General features: G+C 36.5%; 19 protein-coding genes, 3 tRNA genes, 3 rRNA genes and 1 other annotated feature. Of the genes, 24 read left to right on the forward strand and 1 reads right to left on the reverse strand.

Annotation, left to right across the window (positions count from 1 at the left end):
- The first annotated feature begins 2 nt into the window (after window positions 1-2).
- The 5 genes from H3N56_RS07315 (at window position 3) to tsaD (ending at window position 5,584) form a co-directional block, all read left to right on the forward strand.
- Window positions 3-557 (forward strand): regulatory protein RecX, encoded by a 555-nt coding sequence (locus H3N56_RS07315; RefSeq protein ID WP_185880560.1) that lies wholly within the window; start codon window positions 3-5, stop codon window positions 555-557.
- Between the two features lie 10 nt (window positions 558-567).
- The gene (locus H3N56_RS07320; protein WP_185880561.1) at window positions 568-1,299 is read left to right on the forward strand and encodes a 1-acyl-sn-glycerol-3-phosphate acyltransferase; all 732 of its coding nucleotides are present in this window, start codon (window positions 568-570) and stop codon (window positions 1,297-1,299) included.
- 188 nt (window positions 1,300-1,487) lie between these two features.
- Entirely contained in the window at window positions 1,488-3,728 is a 2,241-nt protein-coding gene (gene pflB, locus H3N56_RS07325) for a formate C-acetyltransferase (protein ID WP_185880562.1), read from the forward strand.
- A gap of 66 nt (window positions 3,729-3,794) precedes the next feature.
- Window positions 3,795-4,523: a pyruvate formate-lyase-activating protein gene (gene pflA / locus H3N56_RS07330; RefSeq protein WP_185880563.1), complete on the forward strand. Its 729-nt coding sequence runs from the start codon at window positions 3,795-3,797 to the stop codon at window positions 4,521-4,523.
- A gap of 47 nt (window positions 4,524-4,570) precedes the next feature.
- Window positions 4,571-5,584: a tRNA (adenosine(37)-N6)-threonylcarbamoyltransferase complex transferase subunit TsaD gene (gene tsaD, locus H3N56_RS07335; protein WP_185880564.1), complete on the forward strand. Its 1,014-nt coding sequence runs from the start codon at window positions 4,571-4,573 to the stop codon at window positions 5,582-5,584.
- A gap of 26 nt (window positions 5,585-5,610) precedes the next feature.
- Here the strand turns inward: tsaD and H3N56_RS07340 are convergent, their stop codons facing one another.
- Window positions 5,611-6,459, reverse strand: coding sequence for a carboxypeptidase-like regulatory domain-containing protein (locus tag H3N56_RS07340; RefSeq protein WP_185880565.1), 849 nt, complete (start codon window positions 6,457-6,459; stop codon window positions 5,611-5,613).
- A gap of 108 nt (window positions 6,460-6,567) precedes the next feature.
- Between H3N56_RS07340 and H3N56_RS07345 the strand changes: the two genes are divergently transcribed.
- The 19 genes from H3N56_RS07345 to rpoB all read left to right on the forward strand — a co-directional run bounded on the left by H3N56_RS07345 (window position 6,568) and on the right by rpoB (window position 24,977).
- Window positions 6,568-7,140 carry a DUF1694 domain-containing protein gene (locus H3N56_RS07345; protein WP_185880566.1) on the forward strand — a complete coding sequence of 191 codons (573 nt, stop codon included), beginning with the start codon at window positions 6,568-6,570 and terminating at the stop codon, window positions 7,138-7,140.
- Window positions 7,140-8,408: a UDP-N-acetylglucosamine 1-carboxyvinyltransferase gene (murA, locus tag H3N56_RS07350; RefSeq protein ID WP_185881096.1), complete on the forward strand. Its 1,269-nt coding sequence runs from the start codon at window positions 7,140-7,142 to the stop codon at window positions 8,406-8,408. The genes H3N56_RS07345 and murA overlap by 1 nt, the downstream gene beginning before the upstream one ends.
- 12 nt (window positions 8,409-8,420) lie before the next feature.
- Entirely contained in the window at window positions 8,421-9,131 is a 711-nt protein-coding gene (gene rlmB, locus H3N56_RS07355; RefSeq protein WP_185880567.1) for a 23S rRNA (guanosine(2251)-2'-O)-methyltransferase RlmB, read from the forward strand.
- An 18-nt stretch (window positions 9,132-9,149) separates the two neighbouring features.
- The gene (locus tag H3N56_RS07360) at window positions 9,150-9,752 is read left to right on the forward strand and encodes a sigma-70 family RNA polymerase sigma factor (protein WP_185880568.1); all 603 of its coding nucleotides are present in this window, start codon (window positions 9,150-9,152) and stop codon (window positions 9,750-9,752) included.
- A 108-nt stretch (window positions 9,753-9,860) separates the two neighbouring features.
- A complete protein-coding gene (gene leuS, locus H3N56_RS07365) occupies window positions 9,861-12,470 on the forward strand; it encodes a leucine--tRNA ligase (RefSeq protein ID WP_185880569.1) in 2,610 nt (869 codons plus the stop codon).
- 231 nt (window positions 12,471-12,701) lie between these two features.
- Window positions 12,702-14,215 (forward strand): 16S ribosomal RNA (locus H3N56_RS07370).
- Window positions 14,216-14,261: 46 nt separating this feature from the next.
- A tRNA-Ile gene (locus H3N56_RS07375) sits at window positions 14,262-14,338 on the forward strand.
- Window positions 14,339-14,341: 3 nt separating this feature from the next.
- A tRNA-Ala gene (locus H3N56_RS07380) sits at window positions 14,342-14,417 on the forward strand.
- A 111-nt stretch (window positions 14,418-14,528) separates the two neighbouring features.
- A 23S ribosomal RNA gene (locus H3N56_RS07385) occupies window positions 14,529-17,442 on the forward strand.
- Between the two features lie 52 nt (window positions 17,443-17,494).
- Window positions 17,495-17,611 (forward strand): 5S ribosomal RNA (gene rrf / locus H3N56_RS07390).
- Together the 16S, 23S and 5S rRNA genes with 2 tRNA genes alongside form the textbook arrangement of a ribosomal RNA operon.
- Window positions 17,612-17,773: 162 nt before the next feature.
- Window positions 17,774-17,926 (forward strand): 50S ribosomal protein L33, encoded by a 153-nt coding sequence (rpmG, locus tag H3N56_RS07395; protein WP_023051526.1) that lies wholly within the window; start codon window positions 17,774-17,776, stop codon window positions 17,924-17,926.
- Between the two features lie 29 nt (window positions 17,927-17,955).
- A tRNA-Trp gene (locus tag H3N56_RS07400) sits at window positions 17,956-18,031 on the forward strand.
- A 41-nt stretch (window positions 18,032-18,072) separates the two neighbouring features.
- A complete protein-coding gene (gene secE, locus H3N56_RS07405; protein ID WP_185880570.1) occupies window positions 18,073-18,255 on the forward strand; it encodes a preprotein translocase subunit SecE in 183 nt (60 codons plus the stop codon).
- 1 nt (window position 18,256) lies between these two features.
- On the forward strand, window positions 18,257-18,856 hold the full coding sequence (nusG, locus tag H3N56_RS07410) for a transcription termination/antitermination protein NusG (RefSeq protein WP_185880571.1): 600 nt from the start codon (window positions 18,257-18,259) through the stop codon (window positions 18,854-18,856).
- Between the two features lie 71 nt (window positions 18,857-18,927).
- Window positions 18,928-19,353, forward strand: a complete 426-nt coding sequence (rplK, locus tag H3N56_RS07415) for a 50S ribosomal protein L11 (protein WP_185880572.1) — start codon at window positions 18,928-18,930, stop codon at window positions 19,351-19,353.
- An 83-nt stretch (window positions 19,354-19,436) separates the two neighbouring features.
- Window positions 19,437-20,141, forward strand: coding sequence for a 50S ribosomal protein L1 (rplA, locus tag H3N56_RS07420; protein ID WP_185880573.1), 705 nt, complete (start codon window positions 19,437-19,439; stop codon window positions 20,139-20,141).
- 32 nt (window positions 20,142-20,173) lie between these two features.
- Window positions 20,174-20,321, forward strand: a sequence feature (ribosomal protein L10 leader region).
- Between the two features lie 20 nt (window positions 20,322-20,341).
- Window positions 20,342-20,854: a 50S ribosomal protein L10 gene (rplJ, locus tag H3N56_RS07425; protein WP_185880574.1), complete on the forward strand. Its 513-nt coding sequence runs from the start codon at window positions 20,342-20,344 to the stop codon at window positions 20,852-20,854.
- An 81-nt stretch (window positions 20,855-20,935) separates the two neighbouring features.
- A complete protein-coding gene (rplL, locus tag H3N56_RS07430; protein WP_185880575.1) occupies window positions 20,936-21,298 on the forward strand; it encodes a 50S ribosomal protein L7/L12 in 363 nt (120 codons plus the stop codon).
- Window positions 21,299-21,479: 181 nt separating this feature from the next.
- Window positions 21,480-24,977: a DNA-directed RNA polymerase subunit beta gene (gene rpoB / locus H3N56_RS07435; protein ID WP_185880576.1), complete on the forward strand. Its 3,498-nt coding sequence runs from the start codon at window positions 21,480-21,482 to the stop codon at window positions 24,975-24,977.
- The last annotated feature ends 54 nt before the right edge of the window (window positions 24,978-25,031 follow it).

The raw sequence follows: 25,031 nt of genomic DNA on the forward strand, positions 1-25,031 counted from the left end.
TTGTGGGAAATATTATTAAAATAGAGAGCATAAGTGGAAATAAAGTTCTTTTTGCAAATGGAGTTATAATAGGACTGAGTTTTGATAAAATAAGTGAATATAACTTAAGAAAGAGAGAGGAGCTGACTCAAAAAGAATATTTTGAGCTAATTGAGATAGCTGCTCTCTCTACTTCGTATTATCTACTAGCAAAAAGAGATTATTCTAGAAAAGAACTTTATCAAAAATTACTTTTAAAATACAAACAGGATTCAATTTTGAAGAAAATTATATCTATTCTTGAAGAAAAAGGATACCTAGATGACTATGAATTTGCAAAGAATTATGTGAACACTCATAGAGGTGGAAGAGTGAAACTTCAATATAATTTGAGGTTAAAGGGTGTACCTTCATCTATAGTAGAAGAGGTTTTAGATTCAAATGGTCAAAAAGAGACCGAAGATTTACAAAAAGAATGGGAAAAACTTGGAGATAGAGACAAAAATAAAAAAATAGCCTCACTTATGAGGAAAGGATATCAATACGAAGATATAAAAAAAATTATAAATAAAGATTAGGGGGAAAATAATGTTAGGATTAATACTCGCAATTTTTACGGCAGTAGCAATTTTTATTTATATTACAATATTTCATTTATCAAGAATTAACAAAATGAAAGAAAGATTCGCAGTAGATGAGGCTAGAAAGCAAATGAAATTTCTTGGAACATCTCTACTTAAAGTTCTAAGAGTAAAGGTAGAGGTTCAGTATGTCGATAAAGAAGCTATTATGAAACTTGATAAAAGTGAAGGAATAGTTTTAGTTTCAAATCATGAAAGTAATTTTGATATACCGGTTATAATATCTTCGTTTCCAATGCTTGTTGGATTTGTCGCTAAAAAAGAGATGGAAAATTGGCCTTTTTATTCGACTTGGATGAAGAAAAGTAACTGTATATTTTTAGATAGAAGCAATCCTAGAGAGGGAATAAAGAGTATAAAAAAAGCTGTGGAGATAGCTAAAAATGGATATCCAACGGTTATTTTTCCAGAGGGAGAGAGAAGTTCAGACGGAAATATTGGAGAATTTAAAAAAGGAAGTTTCAAATTAGCTGTAGAAACAGATGGAATAATCATCCCGATAACAATAGTTGGGACTAGAGAGATACAAAAAAGAAGTTCAGTTCTAATTAACATTGGAAAAAGAGTAAAAATAGTTATCGGAAAACCCATTCATGTAAAAAAATTGTCTCATGAAGAGTTAAAAGTATTGCATACAGAAGTTAAAAAGATAATAGAAACGAACAAAAATATCGTATAAATCATACAACTATACAAAAAAAGTATAATTTTCAAAAAATCATCAATTTCAAATAGTTTATGTTTGACAGTGATTAAAAAAGGTGCTATAATCACAACATATTGTTAAACAGAACTTAAATTTTAAAGAAATTATTTTTTTAAATTATATTATACATATTTTTAATATATGAAACTTTAGGAGGAAGCATGGAGAATTTACAGTCTTATTGGCAAGATTTCAAAGGGGATCTTTGGAAGAAAGAAATTAATGTTAGAGATTTTATCCAGAATAACTACACACCTTATACAGGTGATGATAAGTTCTTAGCAGGTGCTACTGAAAATACTAAAAAAGTTTGGAACAAGTTAACAGAAATGTTCAAAGAGGAAAATGAAAGAGGAGTTTATGACGCAGAAACTAGAACACCTCAAGCAATTGATACTTATGGACCTGGATACATCGAAAAAGATGCAGAAGTAATCGTTGGTCTTCAAACTGATGCTCCTCTAAAAAGAGGAATCTACCCTAAAGGTGGATTAAGAATGGTTGAGAACTCTCTTGAAGCTTATGGATACGAAATAGATCCAATAACTAAAGAAATATTTTCAAGATACAGAAAAACTCATAATGAAGGAGTATTCTCTGCTTATACTGATGATATGAAAGCTGTAAGAAGATCAGGAATCGTTACTGGATTACCAGATGCTTACGGAAGAGGAAGAATAATAGGAGACTACAGAAGAGTAGCTCTATACGGAGTAAACAGATTAATAGAGGAAAGAAAAGCTGAACTTAAAAAGCTTGAGGCTCCTGAATTAACTGAAGATATCTTAAGAAGAAGAGAAGAGACTAGTGATCAAATCGGTGCTCTTAAGACTTTTGTTAAGATGTGTGCATCTTATGGATTCGACGTAACTAGACCAGCTGCAAACGCAAAAGAAGCAGTACAATGGTTATACTTTGGTTACTTAGCTGCAACTAAAGATCAAGATGGAGCTGCAATGTCAATCGGAAGAACTTCAACTTTCTTAGACATCTTCATTGAAAAAGATTTAAAAGCTGGAATCATCACTGAGCAAGAAGCTCAAGAAATGATCGACCAATTTATCATAAAATTAAGAATCATAAGATTCCTAAGAACTCCAGAATATAACGATTTATTCTCAGGAGACCCAACTTGGGTAACTGAATCTCTAGGAGGAGAAGGTGTTGACGGAAGAACTCTAGTAACTAGAACTTCATTCAGATACTTAAATACTCTTTACAACCTAGGACCAGCTCCAGAGCCTAACTTAACAGTATTATGGTCAGTTAAATCTCCAGAAAACTGGAAAAAGTTCTGTTCAAAAGTATCTATCGATACATCAGCTATCCAATATGAGAACGATGACTTAATGAGACCTGAGTACGGAGACGACTATGGAATCGCTTGTTGCGTATCTCCAATGAAAATTGGTAAGCAAATGCAATTCTTCGGAGCTAGAGTAAACTTACCAAAAGCTTTACTATATGCTATAAACGGAGGAAAAGACGAGAAGTCTGGAGTACAAGTTGCTCCAAGATTCGAAGGAATCACTTCTGAGTACTTAGATTTCGATGAAGTTATGGAAAAATATGATGCAATGTTAAAATGGTTAGCAGGAGTTTACATCAATGCTCTTAAAGTTATCCACTACATGCATGATAAGTATTCATATGAGGCTTTCGAAATGGCTCTACATGATGCAGAAGTTGGAAGAATCCAAGCTTCAGGTATCGCTGGACTTTCAATAGTTGCTGACTCACTTGCTGCAATTAGAGATGCAAAAGTTAAAGTTATCAGAGACGAAAGAGGAATCGCAGTAGACTTCGAAAGAGAAGGAGAATACGTTGCGTTCGGAAACAACGATGACAACACAGATAAATTAGCAGTAGAAATTACTGAGAAATTCATGAACTACATCAGAACTCATGAAACATACAGAGGAGCAAAAGCTACTCAATCAATATTAACAATAACTTCAAACGTTGTTTATGGAAAGAAAACTGGAACTACTCCTTGTGGAAGACCAGCTGGAACTCCATTCTCACCAGGAGCTAACCCAATGAACGGAAGAGATACTAGAGGAGCTGTTGCTGCACTTGCTTCAGTTGCTAAGCTTCCATTCGAGCACGCAGGAGACGGAATTTCTTATACTTTCGCTATAACTCCAGCTGCTTTAGGAAAAACACCAGAAGAGAGAATAGACAACATGACTAACCTAATGGATGGATACTTCACTCCAAATGGTGGACAACACTTAAACGTTAACGTATTTGATAGAAACTTACTTGAGGATGCTATGGCAAACCCAGAAAACTACCCTCAATTAACAATCAGAGTTTCAGGATATGCAGTAAACTTCGTAAAACTAACTAAAGCTCAACAACTAGATGTTATCTCTAGAACAATAAACGGAGCAATGTAATTTACAGAAATTAATGTTAGGGAGACTATATAGTCTCCCTATTTTTTTGAAAAAATGGAGGAAAAGATGGAAACAAAAGGATTTATACATTCACACGAGAGCTTCGGAACAGTTGATGGACCTGGAATAAGATATGTTGTGTTTACACAAGGATGTCCATTGAGATGTAGATATTGCCATAATGCAGATACTTGGAAAAAGGAAGATGCTAAATATCGTGAGACTCCACAAGAAACTTTCAAAGAAATAAGCAAATATAAAAGTTATATAAAATCTGGTGGAGTTACAATAACAGGAGGAGAACCATTTATTCAGCCTGAGTACGTTAAAGAGCTTTTTAAGCTTTGTAAAGAAGATGGAATACATACAACAGTAGATACTTCTGGTTATATTTTAAATGATAAAGTTAAAGAAGCTCTTGAATATACAGACCTTGTTCTTTTAGATATAAAATGTATCGATCCAGAAGCTCATAAGAGTTTAACTAAAGTTGAACTTGGACCGGTTTTAGAGTTCGCTGAGTATTTAAAAGAGATAGGTAAAAAAGTATGGATTAGACACGTAATAGTTCCAGGAGTTACAGATAATGATGCCTTCTTAAATAAATTGGCAGATTATGTAGTTACTCTTGATAATGTTGAAAAAGTTGAACTTCTACCATATCACAGCATGGGAGAATATAAGTGGGAAAATATTGGAGAACATTACTCATTAAAAGGAACTGAAGCTCTAAGTCCAGAAAGATTAGAAAATGCTAGAGAGATTTTTAGAAAAAGAGGATTATCTGTAAGATAATAATTGTGGTATAATCTATAGCATTAAGAATGTAAAGGGTGATATAAATGATAATTTTAGGAATAGAGACATCTTGTGATGAAACTTCAGTAGCTGTAATAAAAGATGGGAAAACGATTCTTTCGAATAATATTTCTTCACAGATAGAGATTCATAAAGAATATGGTGGAGTTGTACCCGAGATAGCTTCAAGACATCATATAAAAAATATAGCAACAATACTTGATGAAAGTTTAAAAGAAGCTAAAATCACTTTAGATGATGTAGATTATATTGCAGTGACTTATGCTCCAGGGTTGATTGGTGCTTTGTTAGTTGGAGTTTCTTTTGCCAAAGGAATTTCTTATGCTCACAATATTCCAATAATACCAGTTCATCATATAAAAGCTCATATTTATGCAAACTTTATAGAACATGATGTTGAATTGCCATGTATTGCATTAGTTGTATCTGGTGGACATACAAATATCATATATATAGATGAACAACATAATTTTGTGAATTTAGGTGGAACTTTAGATGACGCTGTTGGTGAAAGTTATGATAAAGTTGCTAGAGTAATGGGGATTGGTTATCCAGGTGGTCCAGTTGTAGATAAGATGTATTACAAAGGGAATAAAGATTTTCTTCCAATACCAGAGCCAAAGGTAGATGGATATGAATTTAGTTTTTCTGGAATAAAAACTTCAGTAATAAATTTTGTAAATAAAATGAAAATGAAAAATGAAGAATTTAAGCCAGAAGATTTAGCGGCCTCTTTCCAACATAAAGTTGTGGATATTCTTTGTAAAAAGACACTAAAAGCTGCTATAGATAAAAATGTGAAACAAATAGTTGTAGCAGGTGGAGTTGCAGCAAATTCTCTTTTAAGAAGTGAACTTGCTAAAAGGGCTGAGTCTAAAGGAATAAAGGTTGCTTATCCATCTATGAGTTTATGTACAGACAATGCTGCTATGATAGCGGTAGCTGGACATTATAAGATGGAATTTCCAAATGGAAAAGAAGTTTTTGCAGGACTAGATTTGAATGCGAAAGCCACACTTGATATAATGAAAGACTAAAAAAAGGAGGAAAAATTCCTCCTTTTTTATTTTACTAGAAATATATTATAATTTTTTATATTTGAATCGACTTTTATACTTTGAGATATGAAATCCTCGTTTTTATCTGTTCCTTTTATTTTTAACAGGACATTTTTTTGACTTGGAATATCTAAAAGTTCATAAAAACCAATGTTGTTAGTTTTAGTTTTTTGAAGTATAAAATTTGAATTTCTATCTATTAATAGTATTTCTAAATCTTGCATAGCTTCAACTCCATCACTTACGACTCCAGAGATACTATGTAATTTTTTTTGAAGCATAATTGTTATGTTGTTTCTTAAAATTTCTTCTTCTAAAAGTACAGCTACTCCATTTCCGAAATATCCCGATTTCGTAGCAAATATAGAAACTAATCCACTTGGAGTTTCTGAGTTGAAAATTCCAAATTCATTGGCTTGAATGTCAATTGTATTTTCACCAGCTTTTATTTTAACAGAAGCCTTAGGTATTGGTTCGCCGTCTTGATTTAAAATTCTTCCTTCTACAACGGATGGAAACTTAATCATCTCGATAACAAGAGATTTTTCATTTCCATCTTTTAGAAAATTTTGCATCATTTTATTAGGATTTTCAAGTCTATATCCAAATTTTTCAGCAACTATTCGGTATTTAGTTTTGGGAAGATAAATTGAAAATCTACCTGCAAAATCAGCCTGTGTGGAAAAAATTTCGTTTTCACTGTTTATAAAAGAAACTTGGGTATTTCCAAGAGAAACATCTTTAGATTTTACAATTCCGCTAATTTTTATAGGGGATTCAGAAGAGGAAATAGAAATATCTTTTGAAAGATGAAAAAGAGATATTATAAGTAAAAAAAATACAAATTGCTTCATCAAAACGACCTCCTCGCATTTAATGTGATATTTAAATTATAACACTTTTTTTTAAATATATGTTATAATTATCAAGAAAAACCTAAATTTATTATAAGGGTGATTTGATTGGAAAGAGAGTTAATTAATCAGCAAGAAAAAGCAAGAATGAAGTTTTTTAAAACTCAAATGGAAAAAAATTACTACTTAGGTGAGTTTAAGGAAAATGTCATAATAGCTTTAAATAAGGACGAAATAGAGAATGGGAAACCTTATATCGAAGTTCTAGAAGCTATGAAAGAACACGATGCAGTACTTTTAAAGATGAGAAGAGACATTCCACTAAAATATTTCAAACCATATATTCAAGAGGCTGAAAAAATAGGTCTTAGATACACATTGATGGATGGAATAACTTTATTGGGAGATATCGGATTAGTAGTTGTGGCAAAAGAAGCTTTAGATAACAGTGATTATGATGTGACTTTAGAAAATGCAGGCCAAAAATTTGTACAATCTGGTCTTAGTGAGGGTTATGCCTACGCTATGGGAAAGAAAATTTCTAGAAAACATTATAAAGAGCTTAAAGAAAAAATGCCATCTCATATTGGAAATTTCAAAAAATTTGGAATTTGGGACGTACTTTTAGGAAAAGAATGTCCGATAGATAAATTTGAAAGAGAAAAGGGGAGAAGTAAATGATAGTAGATGCTTTCAAAATAAATGGTGGAAAACCTTTATCAGGAATGCTTAGTGTAGAAGGAGCTAAAAATGCAGCACTTCCTATATTGGTTGCTACATTGGTAGAAAAAGGAACTTATATTTTAAGAAATATTCCAGATCTTATGGATATAAAAACTCTAATCAGTTTATTGGAAAGTTTAGGGTTAAAAATAGAAAAATTAGATGCTCATTCATATAAAATTGAAAATACAGGACTAACAAACTTAGTGGCATCATATGATTTAGTAAAGAAAATGAGAGCATCATTTTTGGTGATGGGACCTATGTTAGCTCATGAAAAAAGAGCTAGAGTTTCTTTACCTGGTGGTTGTGCTATAGGGGCAAGACCAGTTGATCTTCACTTAAAGGGATTTGAAGCTTTAGGAGTTGAAATAAATATAGAGCATGGATATGTAGAAGGAATCACTGAGGAATTAAAAGGTGGAAAAATTGTATTTGATTTCCCAAGTGTTGGAGCTACTGAAAATGTTGTTATGGCGGCAGTAAAAGCAACAGGAACAACTGTTATAGAAAATGCAGCTAGAGAACCTGAAATAGATGATCTTTGTAATTTCTTAAATGCTATGGGAGCTAAAATAACTGGAATAGGAACTTCAAGATTAGAAATAGTTGGAGTGAAAAAATTGTATCCTTGTGAATACTCTATCATACCTGATAGAATAGTTGCTGGGACATTTATAGTTGCTTCTCTTATGTTTGACGGAGCTATAACAGTTAAAGGTGTTATAAGACCTCACATTGAAAGTTTTATGACAAAACTTGAAGAGATGGGAGCTAAGTTTGAATTGGACGGAGATGTTTTAAAAGTTAATTCTAAACTTTCTGACTTAAAATCTGCAGTGGCTATAACTATGCCTCATCCAGGTTTCCCAACAGATTTACAATCACCAATGATGACTCTTATGTGTCTAATTGATGGTGTAAGTGAAATTAGAGAAACTATATTTGAAAATAGATTTATGCATGTTCCTGAGCTTAATAGAATGGGAGCAAATATTGGTGCGGATAGCAATACTGCAATAATAAGAGGAATAGAAAACTTCTCTTCTGCTGAGGTTATGGCTAGTGATTTAAGAGCTGGAGCTTCTCTTATACTAGCTGCGTTAAAATCAACTGGAGAAAGTACAGTTAATAGAATCTACCACGTGGATAGAGGATACGAAAAGCTTGAGAATAAATTAAGAGCTATCGGAGCAGATATAGAAAGAATAAAAGTTGAAATATAATTTGGAGGATAAATGGAAAAAGTAATTGGAATGAACCCTGTAATCGAGTTATTACAGAACAAGGAAAGAAATATTGAGCAAATTGAGATTTTTAAAGGAATCAAAGAAGATAAGTTAGGAAAGCTAAGAGCTTTAGCAGCAGCAAGAAACGTAAAAATAAGTTATGTTACAAAAAAAGAAGAAAATTCTCAAGGTATAGTAGCTTTAATAACTGAGCATGATTATTATGTTGATTTTGGAGCTTTCATAGAAAAGATAGCTAAAGATGAAAAATCAATAGTTCTTGTACTAGATGGTGTTCAAGATCCAAGAAACTTCGGTGCTTTAATAAGAAGTGCTGAAATATTTGGAGTTAGAGGAATAATAATTCCTGAGAGAAATTCAGTTAAAATAAATGAGACTGTAATAAAGACATCAACAGGAGCTATAGAACACGTTGATATAGTTAAAGTTACTAATGTTTCTGAAGCTATGTCACAGCTTAAAAAGCTTGATTTCTGGATATATGGAGCAGAAGGAGAAGGGGCAAAAGCTTACTACGATGAGAAGTATCCAAACAAGACAGTTCTTGTTATGGGAAGTGAAGGAGAAGGAATTAGAAAAAAAGTAAAGGAAAATTGTGATTTCTTAGTAAAAATACCTATGCACGGAAAAATTAACTCTCTAAACGTATCAGTAGCGGGAGGAATAATTCTTTCAGAAATTGCCAAATCCATATATTAGTAGTGGAAAGGGGGACTAATGGCTGTAGAAGCAGTAACTCAAGAAATTATATTAAGAGCGCAACAAGGTGATCAGGAATCAATTAATATGATTTTAAAAAATTACGAAAATTTTATTTTTCTTAATGCTAGGAACTATTTTTTGGTTGGAGCAGATAAGGATGACCTTTTACAAGAAGGGATGATTGGGCTTATAAAAGCTATAAGGGCCTTCGATGAGAGCAAGGAAGCTTCATTTAAAACGTTTGCAACACTTTGTATTAAAAGACAAATTGTTACGGCTATAAAGGCAGCAAATGCTCAGAAGAACATGGCTTTAAATTCGGCCTTAGGAAGTTCTATTGAAACTTCAGAAGGACGTGAAGTGGCTTATTCTAAAGGATTGGAATCATATGTGAGCTACAATCCTGAAGAACTCTATCTTGGTAAAGAAAAAATGGAGGCATTCAGAAACTTTATCAATAAAGATTTCAGTTGTTTTGAAAAAGAAGTTTTCGAATATATGGTCAAAGGTTACAATTATAGAGAAATTGCTGAGAAATTAGATAAAACTCTTAAAACTATAGACAATAGTATCCAAAGAATTAAAAGAAAAACTGAGTTTTGGATGAATAAGAAGTAATTAAAAAGGGGTGCGAGACTATACCCCTTTTTTTCTTGTAGAGAATAGAGATATATGGTATATTTATATGAAAAATGAAAGAAAAAATGATGATAGAGGTGAGATATAATGAGGGAGTATAGCTTTAAAGAAATTGAAAGCAAATGGCAAGAGAAATGGGCTAGTAAAAATATATTTAAAACAGAAAATTCTGTTGAAGGTAAAGAAAATTACTATGTACTTGAAATGTTACCATATCCATCTGGAAAACTTCACGTTGGACATGCAAGAAACTATGCAATAGGTGATGTTATAGCTAGATATAAAAGAATGAAAGGGTTTAACGTGTTACATCCTATGGGATGGGATTCTTTCGGACTTCCAGCAGAGAATGCAGCAATTCAAAACGGAGTTCATCCAGCACTTTGGACAAAATCTAATATAGATAATATGAGAAGACAACTTAAAATGATAGGATTATCATATGACTGGGATAGAGAAATAGCTTCTTATACACCTGAATATTATAAATGGAATCAGTGGATATTCAAAAAAATGTATGAAAAAGGTCTTGTTTACAAGAAAAAATCTACAGTAAACTGGTGTCCAGAATGTCAAACAGTTTTAGCAAATGAGCAGGTTGAAGATGGAATGTGTTGGAGACATTCGAAAACTCCAGTTATTCAAAAAGATTTAGAGCAGTGGTTCTTTAAAATTACTGACTACTCTGAAGAATTGTTAAAAGGACATGAGGAACTTAAAGAAGGTTGGCCTGAAAAAGTTTTAACAATGCAAAAGAACTGGATTGGAAAATCTTATGGAACAGAGATAAACTTTAAAATAGCTGAAACTGGAGAAAATCTTCCAGCTTTCACAACTAGAATAGATACTATATACGGTGTAAGTTATGCAGTTATAGCTCCTGAGCATCCTTTAGTTGAAGAGATAGTAAAAGCAAATCCTTCTATAAGAGAAGCTATTTCTAATATGAAAAATACAGATATGATAGAAAGAACAGCAGAAGGAAAAGAGAAAAACGGAGTATTTACTGGTTGGCATATAATAAACCCAGTAAATGGAGAAAAAGTTCAACTTTGGATAGCTGACTATGTTCTTATGAACTATGGAACTGGTGCAGTTATGGCCGTACCTGCTCATGATGAAAGAGACTTTGCATTTGCAAAGAAATACGATTTACCTATAAAAGTAGTTATTAATCCTATAGATAAAGAAACTAAAAAAGAAATAGCTATAGTGGCTGATGAAATGAAAAATGCTTTTGTTGGATCAGGAATAATGACAAACTCTGAAGAGTTCAATGGAATGACTTCGAAAGAAGCTCTTACTAAAGTAGCTGAATTCATTGAAAATAAAGGTTACGGTATGAGAACAACTAAATACAGACTAAAAGATTGGGGAGTTTCTAGACAAAGATACTGGGGAACACCAATTCCTGCACTTTATTGTGAAAAATGTGGAGTAGTAATGGAAAATGATGAAAATCTTCCAGTAAAACTTCCAACAGACGTAGAGTTTACAGGAAATGGTAACCCACTTGAGACTTCAGAAAGCTTCAAGCATGCTGTTTGTCCAAAATGTGGAGGAGAGGCAAGAAGAGATACTGATACTATGGATACATTCGTGGATTCATCTTGGTACTTCTTAAGATATTGTGATCCAAAAAATACGGACTTACCATTCAGTAAAGAAATAGTTGACTTATGGTCTCCAGTTGATCAGTATATAGGTGGAATAGAGCATGCTGTAATGCATCTTTTATATTCAAGATTCTTCCACAAAGTTTTAAGAGATATGGGATTGATTTCTACAAACGAGCCTTTCAAGAGATTACTAACTCAAGGAATGGTACTTGGACCTTCATATTATTCAGTTGCAGAAAATAGATTCTTATATCCAGAAGATGTAACTATAAAAGGAGAAAAGGCATTCTTAAAGACAACAGGAGAAGAAGTTGTTGTTAAAATAGAGAAAATGTCTAAATCTAAAAATAATGGAGTAGATCCAGAGATAATGATAGATAAATATGGAGCGGATACAACAAGATTATTTATAATGTTTGCTGCACCTCCAGAAAAAGAGTTAGAGTGGAATGAAAATGGTCTAGCGGGAGCATATAGATTCCTAACAAAGATTTGGAGATTAATCTTTGAAAATAAAGAATTTATGGAAAATGGAGAAGTAAATTATAATTTATTAACTAAGGAAGATAAAGCTTTAGTTAGAAAACTTCACCAAACTATAAAAAAAGTAACTGAATCAATCGAAGCTGATTATCATTTCAATACTTCAATAGCTGCGACTATGGAATTAATAAATGAAGCTCAAGATTTCAAAACAAATATTTTAGAAGCTGGAAAAGGTAGTTCAGAGTCTAAGAAAATATTTGGAGAAGTTATGAAAAATGTAGTAATTATGTTATCTCCATTTACTCCTCATTTCTGTGATGAGCTATGGGCTGAAATGGGTAACGAAGGATATCTATATAATGAAACTTGGCCAGAGCACGTTGAAGCACTAACTATTGCTGATGAAATTGTTGTTGCTGTTCAAGTTAATGGAAAGGTAAGAGGTTCTGTTGAAGTAGATAGAAATATCTCTAAAGAAGAATTGGAAGAACTTGCTTTAAACATTGAAAATGTTAAGAAACATTTAGAAGATAAAACTGTGGCTAAAGTTATAATAGTACCTGGAAAGATTGTAAATATAGTTGTAAAATAAAGAGAAGATAGGCGGATGAATATTCGCCTATTTTTTTATTTGTAAAAAAAATAAAAAAACTTGTTGACGAACTTTTTAGAATGTGATACTATTATATTTGTCCAGCAGGAAATGCCGGAACGGAAAAAACATATAAGGACATTAGCAACCGAATAGAGAAGATAGTCAAAAGTTATGCAATAACAACCATTAAATGGTGTACATTAAGTCGTAAGACTTTAAAAATATATTTGAATGAAGAGTTTGATCCTGGCTCAGGATGAACGCTGACAGAATGCTTAACACATGCAAGTCGACTTGAAGTTCTTCGGAATGGAAAGTGGCGGACGGGTGAGTAACGCGTAAAGAATTTGCCTTTTAGTCTGGGACAACTGTTGGAAACGACAGCTAATACCGGATATTATGAGTTTCTCGCATGGGATTCTTATGAAAGCTATATGCGCTAGAAGAGAACTTTGCGTTCCATTAGCTAGTTGGTGGGGTAATGGCCCACCAAGGCGACGATGGATAGCCGGCCTGAGAGGGTGAACGGCCACAAGGGGACTGAGACACGGCCCTTACTCCTACGGGAGGCAGCAGTGGGGAATATTGGACAATGGGCCACAAGCCTGATCCAGCAATTCTGTGTGCACGATGAAGGTTTTAGGATCGTAAAGTGCTTTCAGTTGGGAAGAAAAAAATGACGGTACCAACAGAAGAAGCGACGGCTAAATACGTGCCAGCAGCCGCGGTAATACGTATGTCGCAAGCGTTATCCGGATTTATTGGGCGTAAAGCGCGTCTAGGCGGATTAGTAAGTCTGATGTTAAAATGCGGGGCTCAACTCCGTATTGCGTTGGAAACTGCTAGTCTAGAGTACTGGAGAGGTGGGCGGAACTACAAGTGTAGAGGTGAAATTCGTAGATATTTGTAGGAATGCCGATAGAGAAGTCAGCTCACTGGACAGATACTGACGCTGAAGCGCGAAAGCGTGGGGAGCAAACAGGATTAGATACCCTGGTAGTCCACGCCGTAAACGATGATCACTAGGTGTTGGGGGTCGAACCTCAGCGCCCAAGCTAACGCGATAAGTGATCCGCCTGGGGAGTACGTACGCAAGTATGAAACTCAAAGGAATTGACGGGGACCCGCACAAGCGGTGGAGCATGTGGTTTAATTCGACGCAACGCGAGGAACCTTACCAGCGTTTGACATCCCAAGAAGTTTCCAGAGATGGAGATGTGCCGGCTTGCCGGAACTTGGTGACAGGTGGTGCATGGCTGTCGTCAGCTCGTGTCGTGAGATGTTGGGTTAAGTCCCGCAACGAGCGCAACCCCTTTTGTATGTTGCTACCATTAAGTTGAGCACTCATGCGATACTGCCTGCGACGAGCAGGAGGAAGGTGGGGATGACGTCAAGTCATCATGCCCCTTATACGCTGGGCTACACACGTGCTACAATGGGCAGTACAGAGAGTCGCCAACCCGCGAGGGTGAGCTAATCTCTTAAAGCTGTTCTTAGTTCGGATTGTACTCTGCAACTCGAGTACATGAAGTTGGAATCGCTAGTAATCGCAAATCAGCTATGTTGCGGTGAATACGTTCTCGGGTCTTGTACACACCGCCCGTCACACCACGAGAGTTGGTTGCACCTGAAGTGGCAGGCCTAACCCGTAAGGGAGGGATGTTCCTAAGGTGTGATTAGCGATTGGGGTGAAGTCGTAACAAGGTATCCGTACGGGAACGTGCGGATGGATCACCTCCTTTCTAAGGAGACAACATCTTCTCTATTCGATTGATAGTGTTCTTCGATGCGTTTGTAGCTCAGGTGGTTAGAGCACACGCCTGATAAGCGTGAGGTCGGTGGTTCGAGTCCACTCAAACGCACCATACGGGGATATAGCTCAGTTGGGAGAGCAACGCACTTGCACTGCGTAGGTCAGCGGTTCGACTCCGCTTATCTCCACCATACATTATCATTTTGGACATTGGAAACTATATAGTAGATATTGAGAGAATAATTAACAAATAACTAACAATTCAAATAATCTTTGAGTAGTTAGTCTGTCAAATAAAAATAGGTTAAGATATTAAGGGCACATGAAGGATGCCTTGGTAGTAAGAGCCGATGAAGGACGTGGTAAGCTGCGATAAGCCTAGAGGAGTTGCAATCGAACATTGATTCTAGGATTTCCGAATGGAGAAATCTGCTAAGATGGAGTCTTAGCACGAAAGAGGGAACCGCGTGAACTGAAACATCTAAGTAACGCGAGGAAAAGAAAGTAAAAACGATCCCCTAAGTAGCGGCGAGCGAACGGGGGTGAGCCTAAACCATATACATGTCAAGGTTACAGCCGTTGTGTATATGGGGTAGCGGGATAGTCTCTAGAAAGTCTGTAAAGCTTTCAGCATTTTGAAACACCGAACTGGAAGAACTTGGAAAAGTTCGCCGTAGAGGGTGATAGCCCCGTACAGGTAACCTGTTTCAAATGCGTAACTAATCCCAAGTAGCACGGAACACGAGGAATTCTGTGTGAATCAGCGAGGACCATATCTCGTAAGGCTAAATACTCTTACTAACCGATAGCGCATAGTACCGTGAGGGAAAGGTGAAAAGAACCCCGGGAGGGGAGTGAAATAGAACCTGAAATCATGTGCTTACAAGCGGTCAGAGCCCTTCGGGGTGATGGCGTGCCTTTTGGAGAATGATCCTGCGAGTTACGTTCAGTGGCAAGGTTAAGTTTAACGGAGCCGAAGGGAAACCGAGTCTGAATAGGGCGACATAGTCGCTGGGCGTAGACGCGAAACCTGGTGATCTAAGCCTGTCCAGGGTGAAGCTGTGGTAAGACACAGTGGAGGCCCGAACTCACCGCCGTTGAAAAGTTGGGAGATGAGGTAGGTTTAGGGGTGAAAAGCCAATCGAACCAGGAGATAGCTCGTTCTCTCCGAAATGCATTTAGGTGCAGCCTTGAGTGTTCAATTATGGGGGTAGAGCACTGAATGATCTAGGGGGCATATTGCTTACCGAAATCAATCAAACTCCGAATACCATAATTTAAGAGCTCAGGAGTGAGACTATGGGAATTAACTTCCATGGTCAAAAGGGAAACAACCCAGACCACCAGCTAAGGTCCCTAATTATAACTAAGTGGGAAAGGAGGTGGAGATTCACAAACAACCAGGAGGTTGGCTTAGAAGCAGCCATACCTTTAAAGAGTGCGTAATAGCTCACTGGTCGAGAGTCTCTGCGCCGACAATGTAACGGGGCTAAGTTATAAACCGAAGCTGTGGAATTGCGTAAGCAATTGGTAGGAGAGCGTTCTGTAGGCCGTTGAAGGAGAAGCGTAAGCGACTCTGGAGGTATCAGAAGTGAGAATGCAGGAATAAGTAGCGAGAATGGGAGCGAGAATCTCCCACGCCGGAAGACCAAGGGTTCCAGGGTAAAGTTTGTCTTCCCTGGGTAAGCCGGGTCCTAAGCCGAGGCTATAATGCGTAGGCGAATGGAAAACAGATTAATATTTCTGTGCCACTGATATTGAGTGATGGAGGGACGCAGGAGGTTATGCACGCTGGCGAACGGAAGTGCCAGTGTAAGCGTGTAGGGTGGTCTCGTAGGAAAATCCGCGAGACTAGATCTGAGGCGTGATACGGAGTCGTAAGATGAAGGTGCAAATACCACACTGCCGAGAAAAGCTTCTAAGCGTTTAAAGATATTAGTGCCCGTACCCCAAACCGACACAGGTGGTCAGGATGAGAAATCTAAGGCGGACAGGCTAACTCTCGTTAAGGAACTCTGCAAAATTGCCCCGTAACTTCGGGAGAAGGGGTGCCTTTCATGGTCAGCGAACACGCGTCGCAAAGCTGTGAGAGGCCGCAGTGAAGAGTCTCAGGCGACTGTTTAACAAAAACACAGGTCTATGCTAAGCTGTAAGGCGATGTATATGGGCTGACACCTGCCCAGTGCCGGAAGGTTAAGAGGAGGAGTGAGAGCTCCGAATTGAAGCCCCGGTGAACGGCGGCCGTAACTATAACGGTCCTAAGGTAGCGAAATTCCTTGTCGGGTAAGTTCCGACCTGCACGAATGGTGTAACGATCTGAGAGCTGTCTTGACGGGAGGCCTGGTGAAATTGTATTATCGGTGAAGATACCGATTACCTGCAGTAGGACGGAAAGACCCCATGGAGCTTTACTGTAGCTTGGTATTGGGTTTTGGTGTCGTATGTATAGGATAGTTGGGAGACTATGATGCGTGGTCGCTAGATTACGCGGAGTCAACGGTGGAATACCAACCATACTACATCGAAATTCTAATCTGAGGTTTGTACCCTCGGAGACAGTGCTAGGTGGGCAGTTTGACTGGGGCGGTCGCCTCCGAAAGAGTAACGGAGGCGTTCAAAGGTTCCCTCAGGTTGGATGGAAATCAACCGGAGAGTGCAATGGCAGAAGGGAGCTTAACTGCGAGACTGACGGGTCGAGCAGGTGCGAAAGCAGGACATAGTGATCCGGCGATTCCGAATGGAAGGGTCGTCGCTCAACGGATAAAAGCTACCCTGGGGATAACAGGCTGATTCTACCCGAGAGTCCATATCGACGGTAGAGTTTGGCACCTCGATGTCGGCTCATCGCATCCTGGGGCTGGAGAAGGTCCCAAGGGTTGGGCTGTTCGCCCATTAAAGCGGTACGTGAGCTGGGTTCAGAACGTCGTGAGACAGTTCGGTCCCTATCCACTGTAGGCGTTAGAATATTGAGAAGATCTGTCCTTAGTACGAGAGGACCGGGATGGACAAACCTCTGATGTACCAGTTGTCACGCCAGTGGCACAGCTGGGTAGTCACGTTTGGAACAGATAACCGCTGAAAGCATCTAAGCGGGAAACTGACTTCAAGATAAGTATTCTTTAAGACACCTTCGAGACTAGGAGGTTGATAGGTTGGGGGTGTAAGAGTAGCGATACTTTTAGCTGACCAATACTAATATGTCGAAGTTTTAACCTAATAAATCTCAACTACTATATAGTTTCAAGTGTTCAAATACATTTGAATATTGATTGGCAACGATAGCTATGAGGGTACACCCAGTAACATTTCGAACCTGGAAGTTAAGCTCATATACGCTGAAAGTACTTGGGGGGCAGCCCCCTGGGAGGATAAGTAGTTGCCAATCTTTTTTTATTTTTTAAAAAAAGTAATTATTTTATTGACAAAATTAAAAAAAAGTGATATTATCATCTATGTCTTAGAAAAGCGAAAAAGGAAACTCTATGTTACCATATGGTTTCATATGGGAGGATTTTAAATATCCGTTAGATGAGTGGAGGTGTAAGAATTGAGAGTAAATATTCAATTAGAGTGTACAGAGTGTAAGAGAAGAAACTACAGTACTTCAAAGAATAAGAAGAACACTACTGAAAGATTAGAATTAAATAAATACTGTAAGTGGGACAAAAAAGTAACATTACATAAAGAAACTAAAAAGTAATTTTTAGCTAAAAAAAGTTTGCAACATGCAGGTCAATGGCTCAATTGGCAGAGCATCGGTCTCCAAAACCGAGGGTTGGGGGTTCGATTCCCTCTTGACCTGCCATTTTTTTTTACAAACAATAAAAAAATATAGGTGGTGCAACTATGGGAATGTTAAAAAATGTTAGAATGGAATATTCCAAGGTTCAATGGCCTGGAAAAAATGAAGTTATAACTGCGACTCTTTGGGTTGTAGTAATGAGTATATTTTTAGGAATATATTTAGGAGTTTTCGACTTGGCTGCTTCAAGACTTATAAAGATGCTTGTATCTCTCTTTGGAGGATAAGATGGAAAAAACCTTAGTTAAAAAATGGTTTATGATACATACCTATTCGGGGTATGAAAAGAAAGTAAAAACAGATCTAGAGCAAAAGATAGAGACTCTAGGTATGGGAGATATTGTTACTAGAATCTTAGTTCCTGAAGAAGAAAGTATTGAAATCAGAAGAGGAAAAAAGAAGGCTGTTACAAGAAAACTTTTCCCTGGATACGTTATGCTTGAAATGATAGCAACGAAAGAGGAAAGTTCAGAAGGAATTAATTTTAGAGTTGATTCTGATGCTTGGTATATTATTAGAAATACAAATGGTGTAACAGGATTCGTAGGAGTAGGTTCTGATCCAATTCCGATGGAAGAAGAGGAAGTTGAAAATATTTTCGATGTTATTGGACTTAATGATTTTAATGAAGATAAAGCTATAAAAGAAGTTGTGAAAATCGACTTTGAAGTAGGAGACTACGTTAAACTTCTAGATGGTGGATTCGCTGACCAAGAAGGAAAAGTAGCTGAAATCGATATGGAACATAGAAAAGCGAAAGTTATGATTGAAATGTTTGGAAGAATGACTCCAATCGAAGTAGATTTTAACGCTGTTGAAAAGGCTTAGATTTATTTAAATCTGGCCAGTGGGAGATTGTTACAATCATTACCACATATTTTATGGAGGTGTACTTAACAATGGCAAAAGAAGTAATTAAATTAATAAAGCTACAATTACCAGCAGGTAAAGCTAATCCAGCTCCACCAGTTGGACCAGCACTAGGACAACATGGAGTTAACATAATGGAGTTTTGTAAGGCGTTCAACGCAAAAACTCAAGATAAAGCGGGATGGATCATTCCAGTTGAAATCTCTGTTTACAACGACAGATCTTTCACATTCGTACTAAAAACTCCACCAGCATCAGATTTATTAAAGAAAGCTGCTGGAATTCAATCTGGAGCTAAGAACTCTAAGAAAGAAGTTGTAGCAACAATAAACTCTGCTAAATTAAGAGAAATTGCTGAAACTAAGATGCCTGACTTAAACGCAGGATCTGTAGAAGCTGCTATGAACATCATTGCAGGATCAGCAAGATCAATGGGAATTAAAATAGCTGACTAATTAAATAGTCCATTCTTATTATAGAGGGAATTAATAAGTGGTAGGATTAAAATCCGCTTAACCACAAAAGGAGGAAATTTTCAATGGCAAACAAAAGAGGTAAAAAATACCTAGAAATAGCTAAATTAGTTGAGAACGGTAAGTTATATGACGTAAAGGAAGCTGTAGAACTTGTTAGAAAAACAAGAACTGCTAAATTTACTGAAACTGTAGAAGTAGCATTAAGATTAGGAGTAGATCCTAGACATGCTGACCAACAAGTTAGAGGTACAGTTGTACTTCCAAACGGAACTGGAAAGACTGTAAAAATTCTTGCTATAACTCAAGGAGCTAACGTAGAGAAAGCTTTAGCAGCAGGTGCTGATTATGCAGGTGCTGAAGAGTACATAGAGAAAATTCAACAAGGATGGTTCGATTTCGATTTAGTAATCGCAACTCCAGACATGATGCCTAAATTAGGAAGATTAGGAAAAGTTCTTGGAACAAAAGGATTAATGCCTAACCCTAAGTCAGGAACAGTTACTCCAGATATCGCTTCAGCAGTATCTGAGTTCAAGAAAGGAAAGCTTGCTTTCAGAGTTGACAAATTAGGATCAATTCACGTACCAATCGGTAAAGCAGATTTCTCTGAAGAAGCTCTATTAGAGAACTTCTCAGCATTCATCAATGAAATTGTAAGAATCAAACCTTCAGCTTCTAAAGGACAATACCTAAGAACTGTAGCAGTTTCATTAACAATGGGACCAGGAATCAAAATGGACCCAGTATTAGTTGCTAAGAACGCGTAATAACGTTTTTACATAAAAAAGTTGGATAAATAATTAAATATAGATCCAAACCAAAGACCGTAGGTGGCCTAGGCTTTAAATACCCTACCGAGGTTGGAAGAAGGTATTCGCTAGCCTCATTAGAGTAGTAACAGAAACCTCCGTTCCAATTCTTTGGACCGGAGGTAATTTTTAAGTTGAAAAGAGGAGGTGAATCAATAATGGCAACTCAATTAAAAAAAGAACTTGTAGCTGAGTTAGTTGAAAAAATTTCTAAAGCTCAATCTATAATACTTGTTGATTATCAAGGTCTTAGAGTTAATGAAGAGACTGCGTTAAGAAAAGAAATGAGAGAAAATGGAGCTGAGTATCTAGTTGCTAAGAACAGACTGTTCAAGATAGCTTTGGCTGAAGCTGGGATAGCAGATAAATTTGACGATTTACTAGAAGGAACTACTGCATTTGCATTTGGATATGCGGACGCTGTAACTCCAGCAAAAGTTGTTTTCGAACTATCAAAAGCTAAGTTAAAATCTAAGCAAGAAGTATTCAAAATAAAAGGTGGACTTGTAACTGGAAAGAGAGTAGAAGCTAATCAAGTAGAGGCTCTTGCTAAACTTCCATCGAGAGATCAACTTCTATCTATGGTACTAAACTCAATGCTTGGACCAATCAGAAAGCTTGCTTATGCAACTGTTGCAATAGCTGATAAGAAAGAAGCTGCAGCTGAGTAATTTTCTTAATAAGAAAAAAATTGTTGATTAATAAAAAAAGATTATTCGAAAAAATTCGGAATATTACAAGGAGGAAATAAAATGGCATTCAATAAAGATCAATTTATAGCTGAATTAGAAGCTATGACTGTATTAGAATTAAAAGAGTTAGTAGAAGCTTTAGAGGAGCACTTCGGTGTTACTGCTGCTGCACCAGTTGCAGTTGCATCTTCAGAGGTAGCTGCAGTTGAGGAGAAAACTGAGTTTGACGTAGTTTTAACTGCTGCAGGACCAAACAAAATAGCTGTAATTAAAGAAGTAAGAGCTATTACTGGATTAGGACTAAAAGAAGCTAAAGAAGTAGTAGATAACGGTGGAAAAATAAAGGAAGCTATTGCTAAAGACGAAGCTGAAGCAATAAAAGCTAAATTAACTGAAGCTGGAGCTACAGTAGAGGTTAAGTAATAACTTCTTGGTATACTAAAATTAAAAAAAATAGGCACTCTTCATGGAGTGCCTTTTTACTCATTATAAAAATATATTAATAATAAAAAGTTAATACTTAGTCTTTTGAAAATAGATTTTGCCTTTTTATTTTCAAAAGGTTAAGTATTGACCATTAAAGAATTATAAGGGGTGTGAATTGATGGGGAAACTCGTTGAAAGATTGAATTTCGGAAGAATCAAAGAAAGAGGTACAATGCCTCATTTCCTAGAGTTCCAACTGGATTCCTATGAAGATTTTCTACAAGCAAAGGAAGCTCCACTAAACAGAAAAGATAGAGGGCTAGAATCAGCTTTTAGAGAAATATTCCCTATTGAATCTTCAAATGGAGATATAAAACTAGAGTATGTTTCTTACGAACTACATGAGGCAGAAGCTCCATTGAATGATGAGCTTGAATGTAAAAAAAGAGGGAAAACATATTCGGCTTCTTTAAAGGTAAGATTAAGACTTATCAATAAGAAGAGTGGAAATGAGATACAGGAATCTTTAGTTTATTTCGGAGAAGTTCCGATGATGACAGAAAGAGGAACTTTCATAATAAATGGAGCAGAAAGAGTAGTAGTATCACAGTTGCACAGATCTCCAGGAGTATCATTCAATAAAGAAGTGAATATTCAGACAGGAAAAGACTTATTCTCAGGAAAAATTATTCCTTACAAAGGAACTTGGCTTGAATTTGAAACAGATAAGAATGATTTCTTAAGTGTTAAAATTGACAGAAAGAAGAAAGTACTGGCTACTGTATTCTTAAAAGCTGTTGATTTCTTCAGTGATAATGAAGAAATAATGAATGAATTTTTATCAGTAAAAGAACTTGACTTAAACAAGTATTATGACAGATACAAAAATAGAGAAGAGCTAGTAAGCGTTCTTAGAACAAAATTTGAAGGAAGTTTCGTTAAAGAGGATATCTACGACGAAGAAACTGGAGAAATAATTGCAGAATCTAAACAAGTGATAGACGAAGCTCTAATTCTTAAGTTAATTGACTTTAAAATCTCTACAGTAACATACTGGGAAGTTAAGCCAGAAGATAAACTTCTAGCAAACACGCTTTTAGGTGATTCAGGAGAGAGCAAAGAAGAAGCTGTAACTGAAGTATTTAAAAAGTTAAGACCAGGTGATTTAGTAACTATAGATTCAGCTAGATCTCTTATCAAACAAATGTTCTTCAACCCTCAAAGATATGATCTTGAGCCAGTTGGAAGATACAAAATGAACAAAAGATTAAAATTAAATGTTGCAGATGACGATATCCTTTTAACTAGAGAAGACGTTTTAGCGACTATAAAATATGTAATATCACTACATAATGGAACAGGACATACAGATGACATCGATAACCTATCTAACAGAAGAGTTAGAGGAGTTGGAGAACTTCTGTTAATGCAAATTAAAGCAGGACTTTCTAAAATGGGTAAAATGGTAAAGGAAAAAATGACTGTTCAGGATGCAGAAACTCTGACACCGCAATCGTTATTAAATACTAGACCATTAAATGCTCTAATTTTAGATTTCTTTGGTTCTGGACAGCTTTCGCAGTTCATGGATCAGTCTAATCCACTTGCAGAACTTACACATAAAAGAAGAATATCAGCCCTAGGACCTGGAGGACTTTCGAGAGAAAGAGCAGGATTCGAGGTAAGAGACGTTCATGACTCTCATTACGGAAGAATTTGTCCAATAGAAACTCCTGAGGGACCAAACATCGGTCTTATTGGATCTCTTGCAATATATGCAAAAGTTAATAAGTATGGATTCATAGAAACTCCATACATAAAAGTAGAAGATGGAGTAGCTAAGCTAGATCAAATACAATACTTAGCAGCAGACGAAGAAGAAGGATTATTCATAGCACAGGCCGATACTAAGCTTGCTGACAATGGAGAACTTCTTGGAGATGTTGTTTGTAGATTTGGACATGAGATAGTAAGCATTTCTGGAGAAAAAGTAGATTTCCTAGACGTTTCTCCAAAACAGGTTGTATCAGTTTCAGCAGGACTAATACCATTCCTTGAGCATGACGATGCGAACAGAGCCCTAATGGGATCTAACATGCAAAGACAAGCTGTACCACTTTTAAGAACAGAAGCTCCTTACATAGGAACAGGACTTGAGAGAAAGGTTGCAGTAGATTCAGGAGCTGTTTTAGTTTCTAAGACAGACGGTAAAGTTATTTATGTTGATGCTAAGAAAATAGTTATTGAAGATTTAGAAGGAAAAGAGTATAACTACAGACTTCTTAACTTCGAAAGATCTAACCAAGCTATGTGTCTACACCAAAAGCCACTTGTAGATTTAGGACAAGAAGTTGTTTCAGGGCAAGTTATTGCTGATGGACCAGCTACAAGAGGTGGAGATCTTGCACTTGGAAGAAATATTCTTATGGCATTCATGCCTTGGGAAGGGTATAACTATGAGGATGCGATCCTAATTTCTGATAGATTAAGAAAAGAAGACGTATTTACATCTATACATATAGAAGAATATGAAATAGAAGCTAGAAACACTAAGCTTGGAGACGAAGAAATTACTAGAGAGATTCCAAATGTTTCGGAAGAAGCACTAAGAAATCTTGACTCTACTGGAGTTATTGTAGTTGGATCTGAAGTTGGACCAGGAGATATCCTAGTTGGTAAAACAGCTCCTAAGGGAGAAACTGAGCCACCAGCAGAAGAGAAACTTCTAAGAGCAATCTTCGGAGAGAAAGCAAGAGACGTAAGAGACACATCTCTTAAGATGCCTCACGGATCAAAAGGAACTGTTGTTGAAGTTCTTGAGCTTTCTAGAGAAAACGGAGACGAGTTAAAAGCTGGAGTAAATAAAGTAATTAGAGTGTTCGTTGCAGAGAAGAGAAAAATAACAGTTGGAGATAAAATGTCAGGTAGACATGGAAACAAAGGTGTTGTTTCTAGAGTATTACCGGCTGAGGATATGCCATTCTTAGCAGATGGAACTCACCTAGACGTAGTAATCAACCCACTGGGAGTTCCTTCACGTATGAACATTGGTCAGGTTCTTGAGGTTCACTTAGGAATGGCCATGGGTAAACTTGATGGTGGAACTTACATTGCAACTCCTGTATTCGATGGTGGAACAGAGGAGCAAGTTAAGGATTACCTAGAGAAAGCTGGATATCCAAGAAAAGGAAAAGTAACTCTATTTGATGGAAGAACTGGAGATAAGTTTGACAATCCAGTAACAGTTGGAAGAATGTATATGCTTAAACTTCATCACCTTGTTGAGGATAAGATGCATGCTAGAGCGATTGGACCTTACTCATTAGTTACTCAACAACCTCTTGGAGGAAAAGCACAGTTCGGTGGACAAAGACTTGGAGAGATGGAGGTTTGGGCACTAGAAGCATATGGAGCTTCAAACATACTTCAGGAAATGTTAACAGTTAAGTCAGATGACGTAACAGGAAGAACTAAAACTTACGAGGCAATCGTAAAAGGTGAGGAAATGCCAGAAGCTGACTTACCAGAATCATTCAAAGTTCTATTAAAAGAGTTCCAAGCTCTTGCACTAGATGTAGAACTGTTTGACATTAACAATGAGTTAATCAACGTTAATGAAGAACTAGGTAAAGAGGAGACAATAACAGAGTTCTCTTTATCAGAACTAAAAGACTAATAATTAAATTTGAATAAAAATGACGAGGTAGTAGGCATATGGGTGCCTACCCTT

This window comes from Cetobacterium sp. 2A (assembly GCF_014250685.1).
Taxonomy (GTDB): domain Bacteria; phylum Fusobacteriota; class Fusobacteriia; order Fusobacteriales; family Fusobacteriaceae; genus Cetobacterium.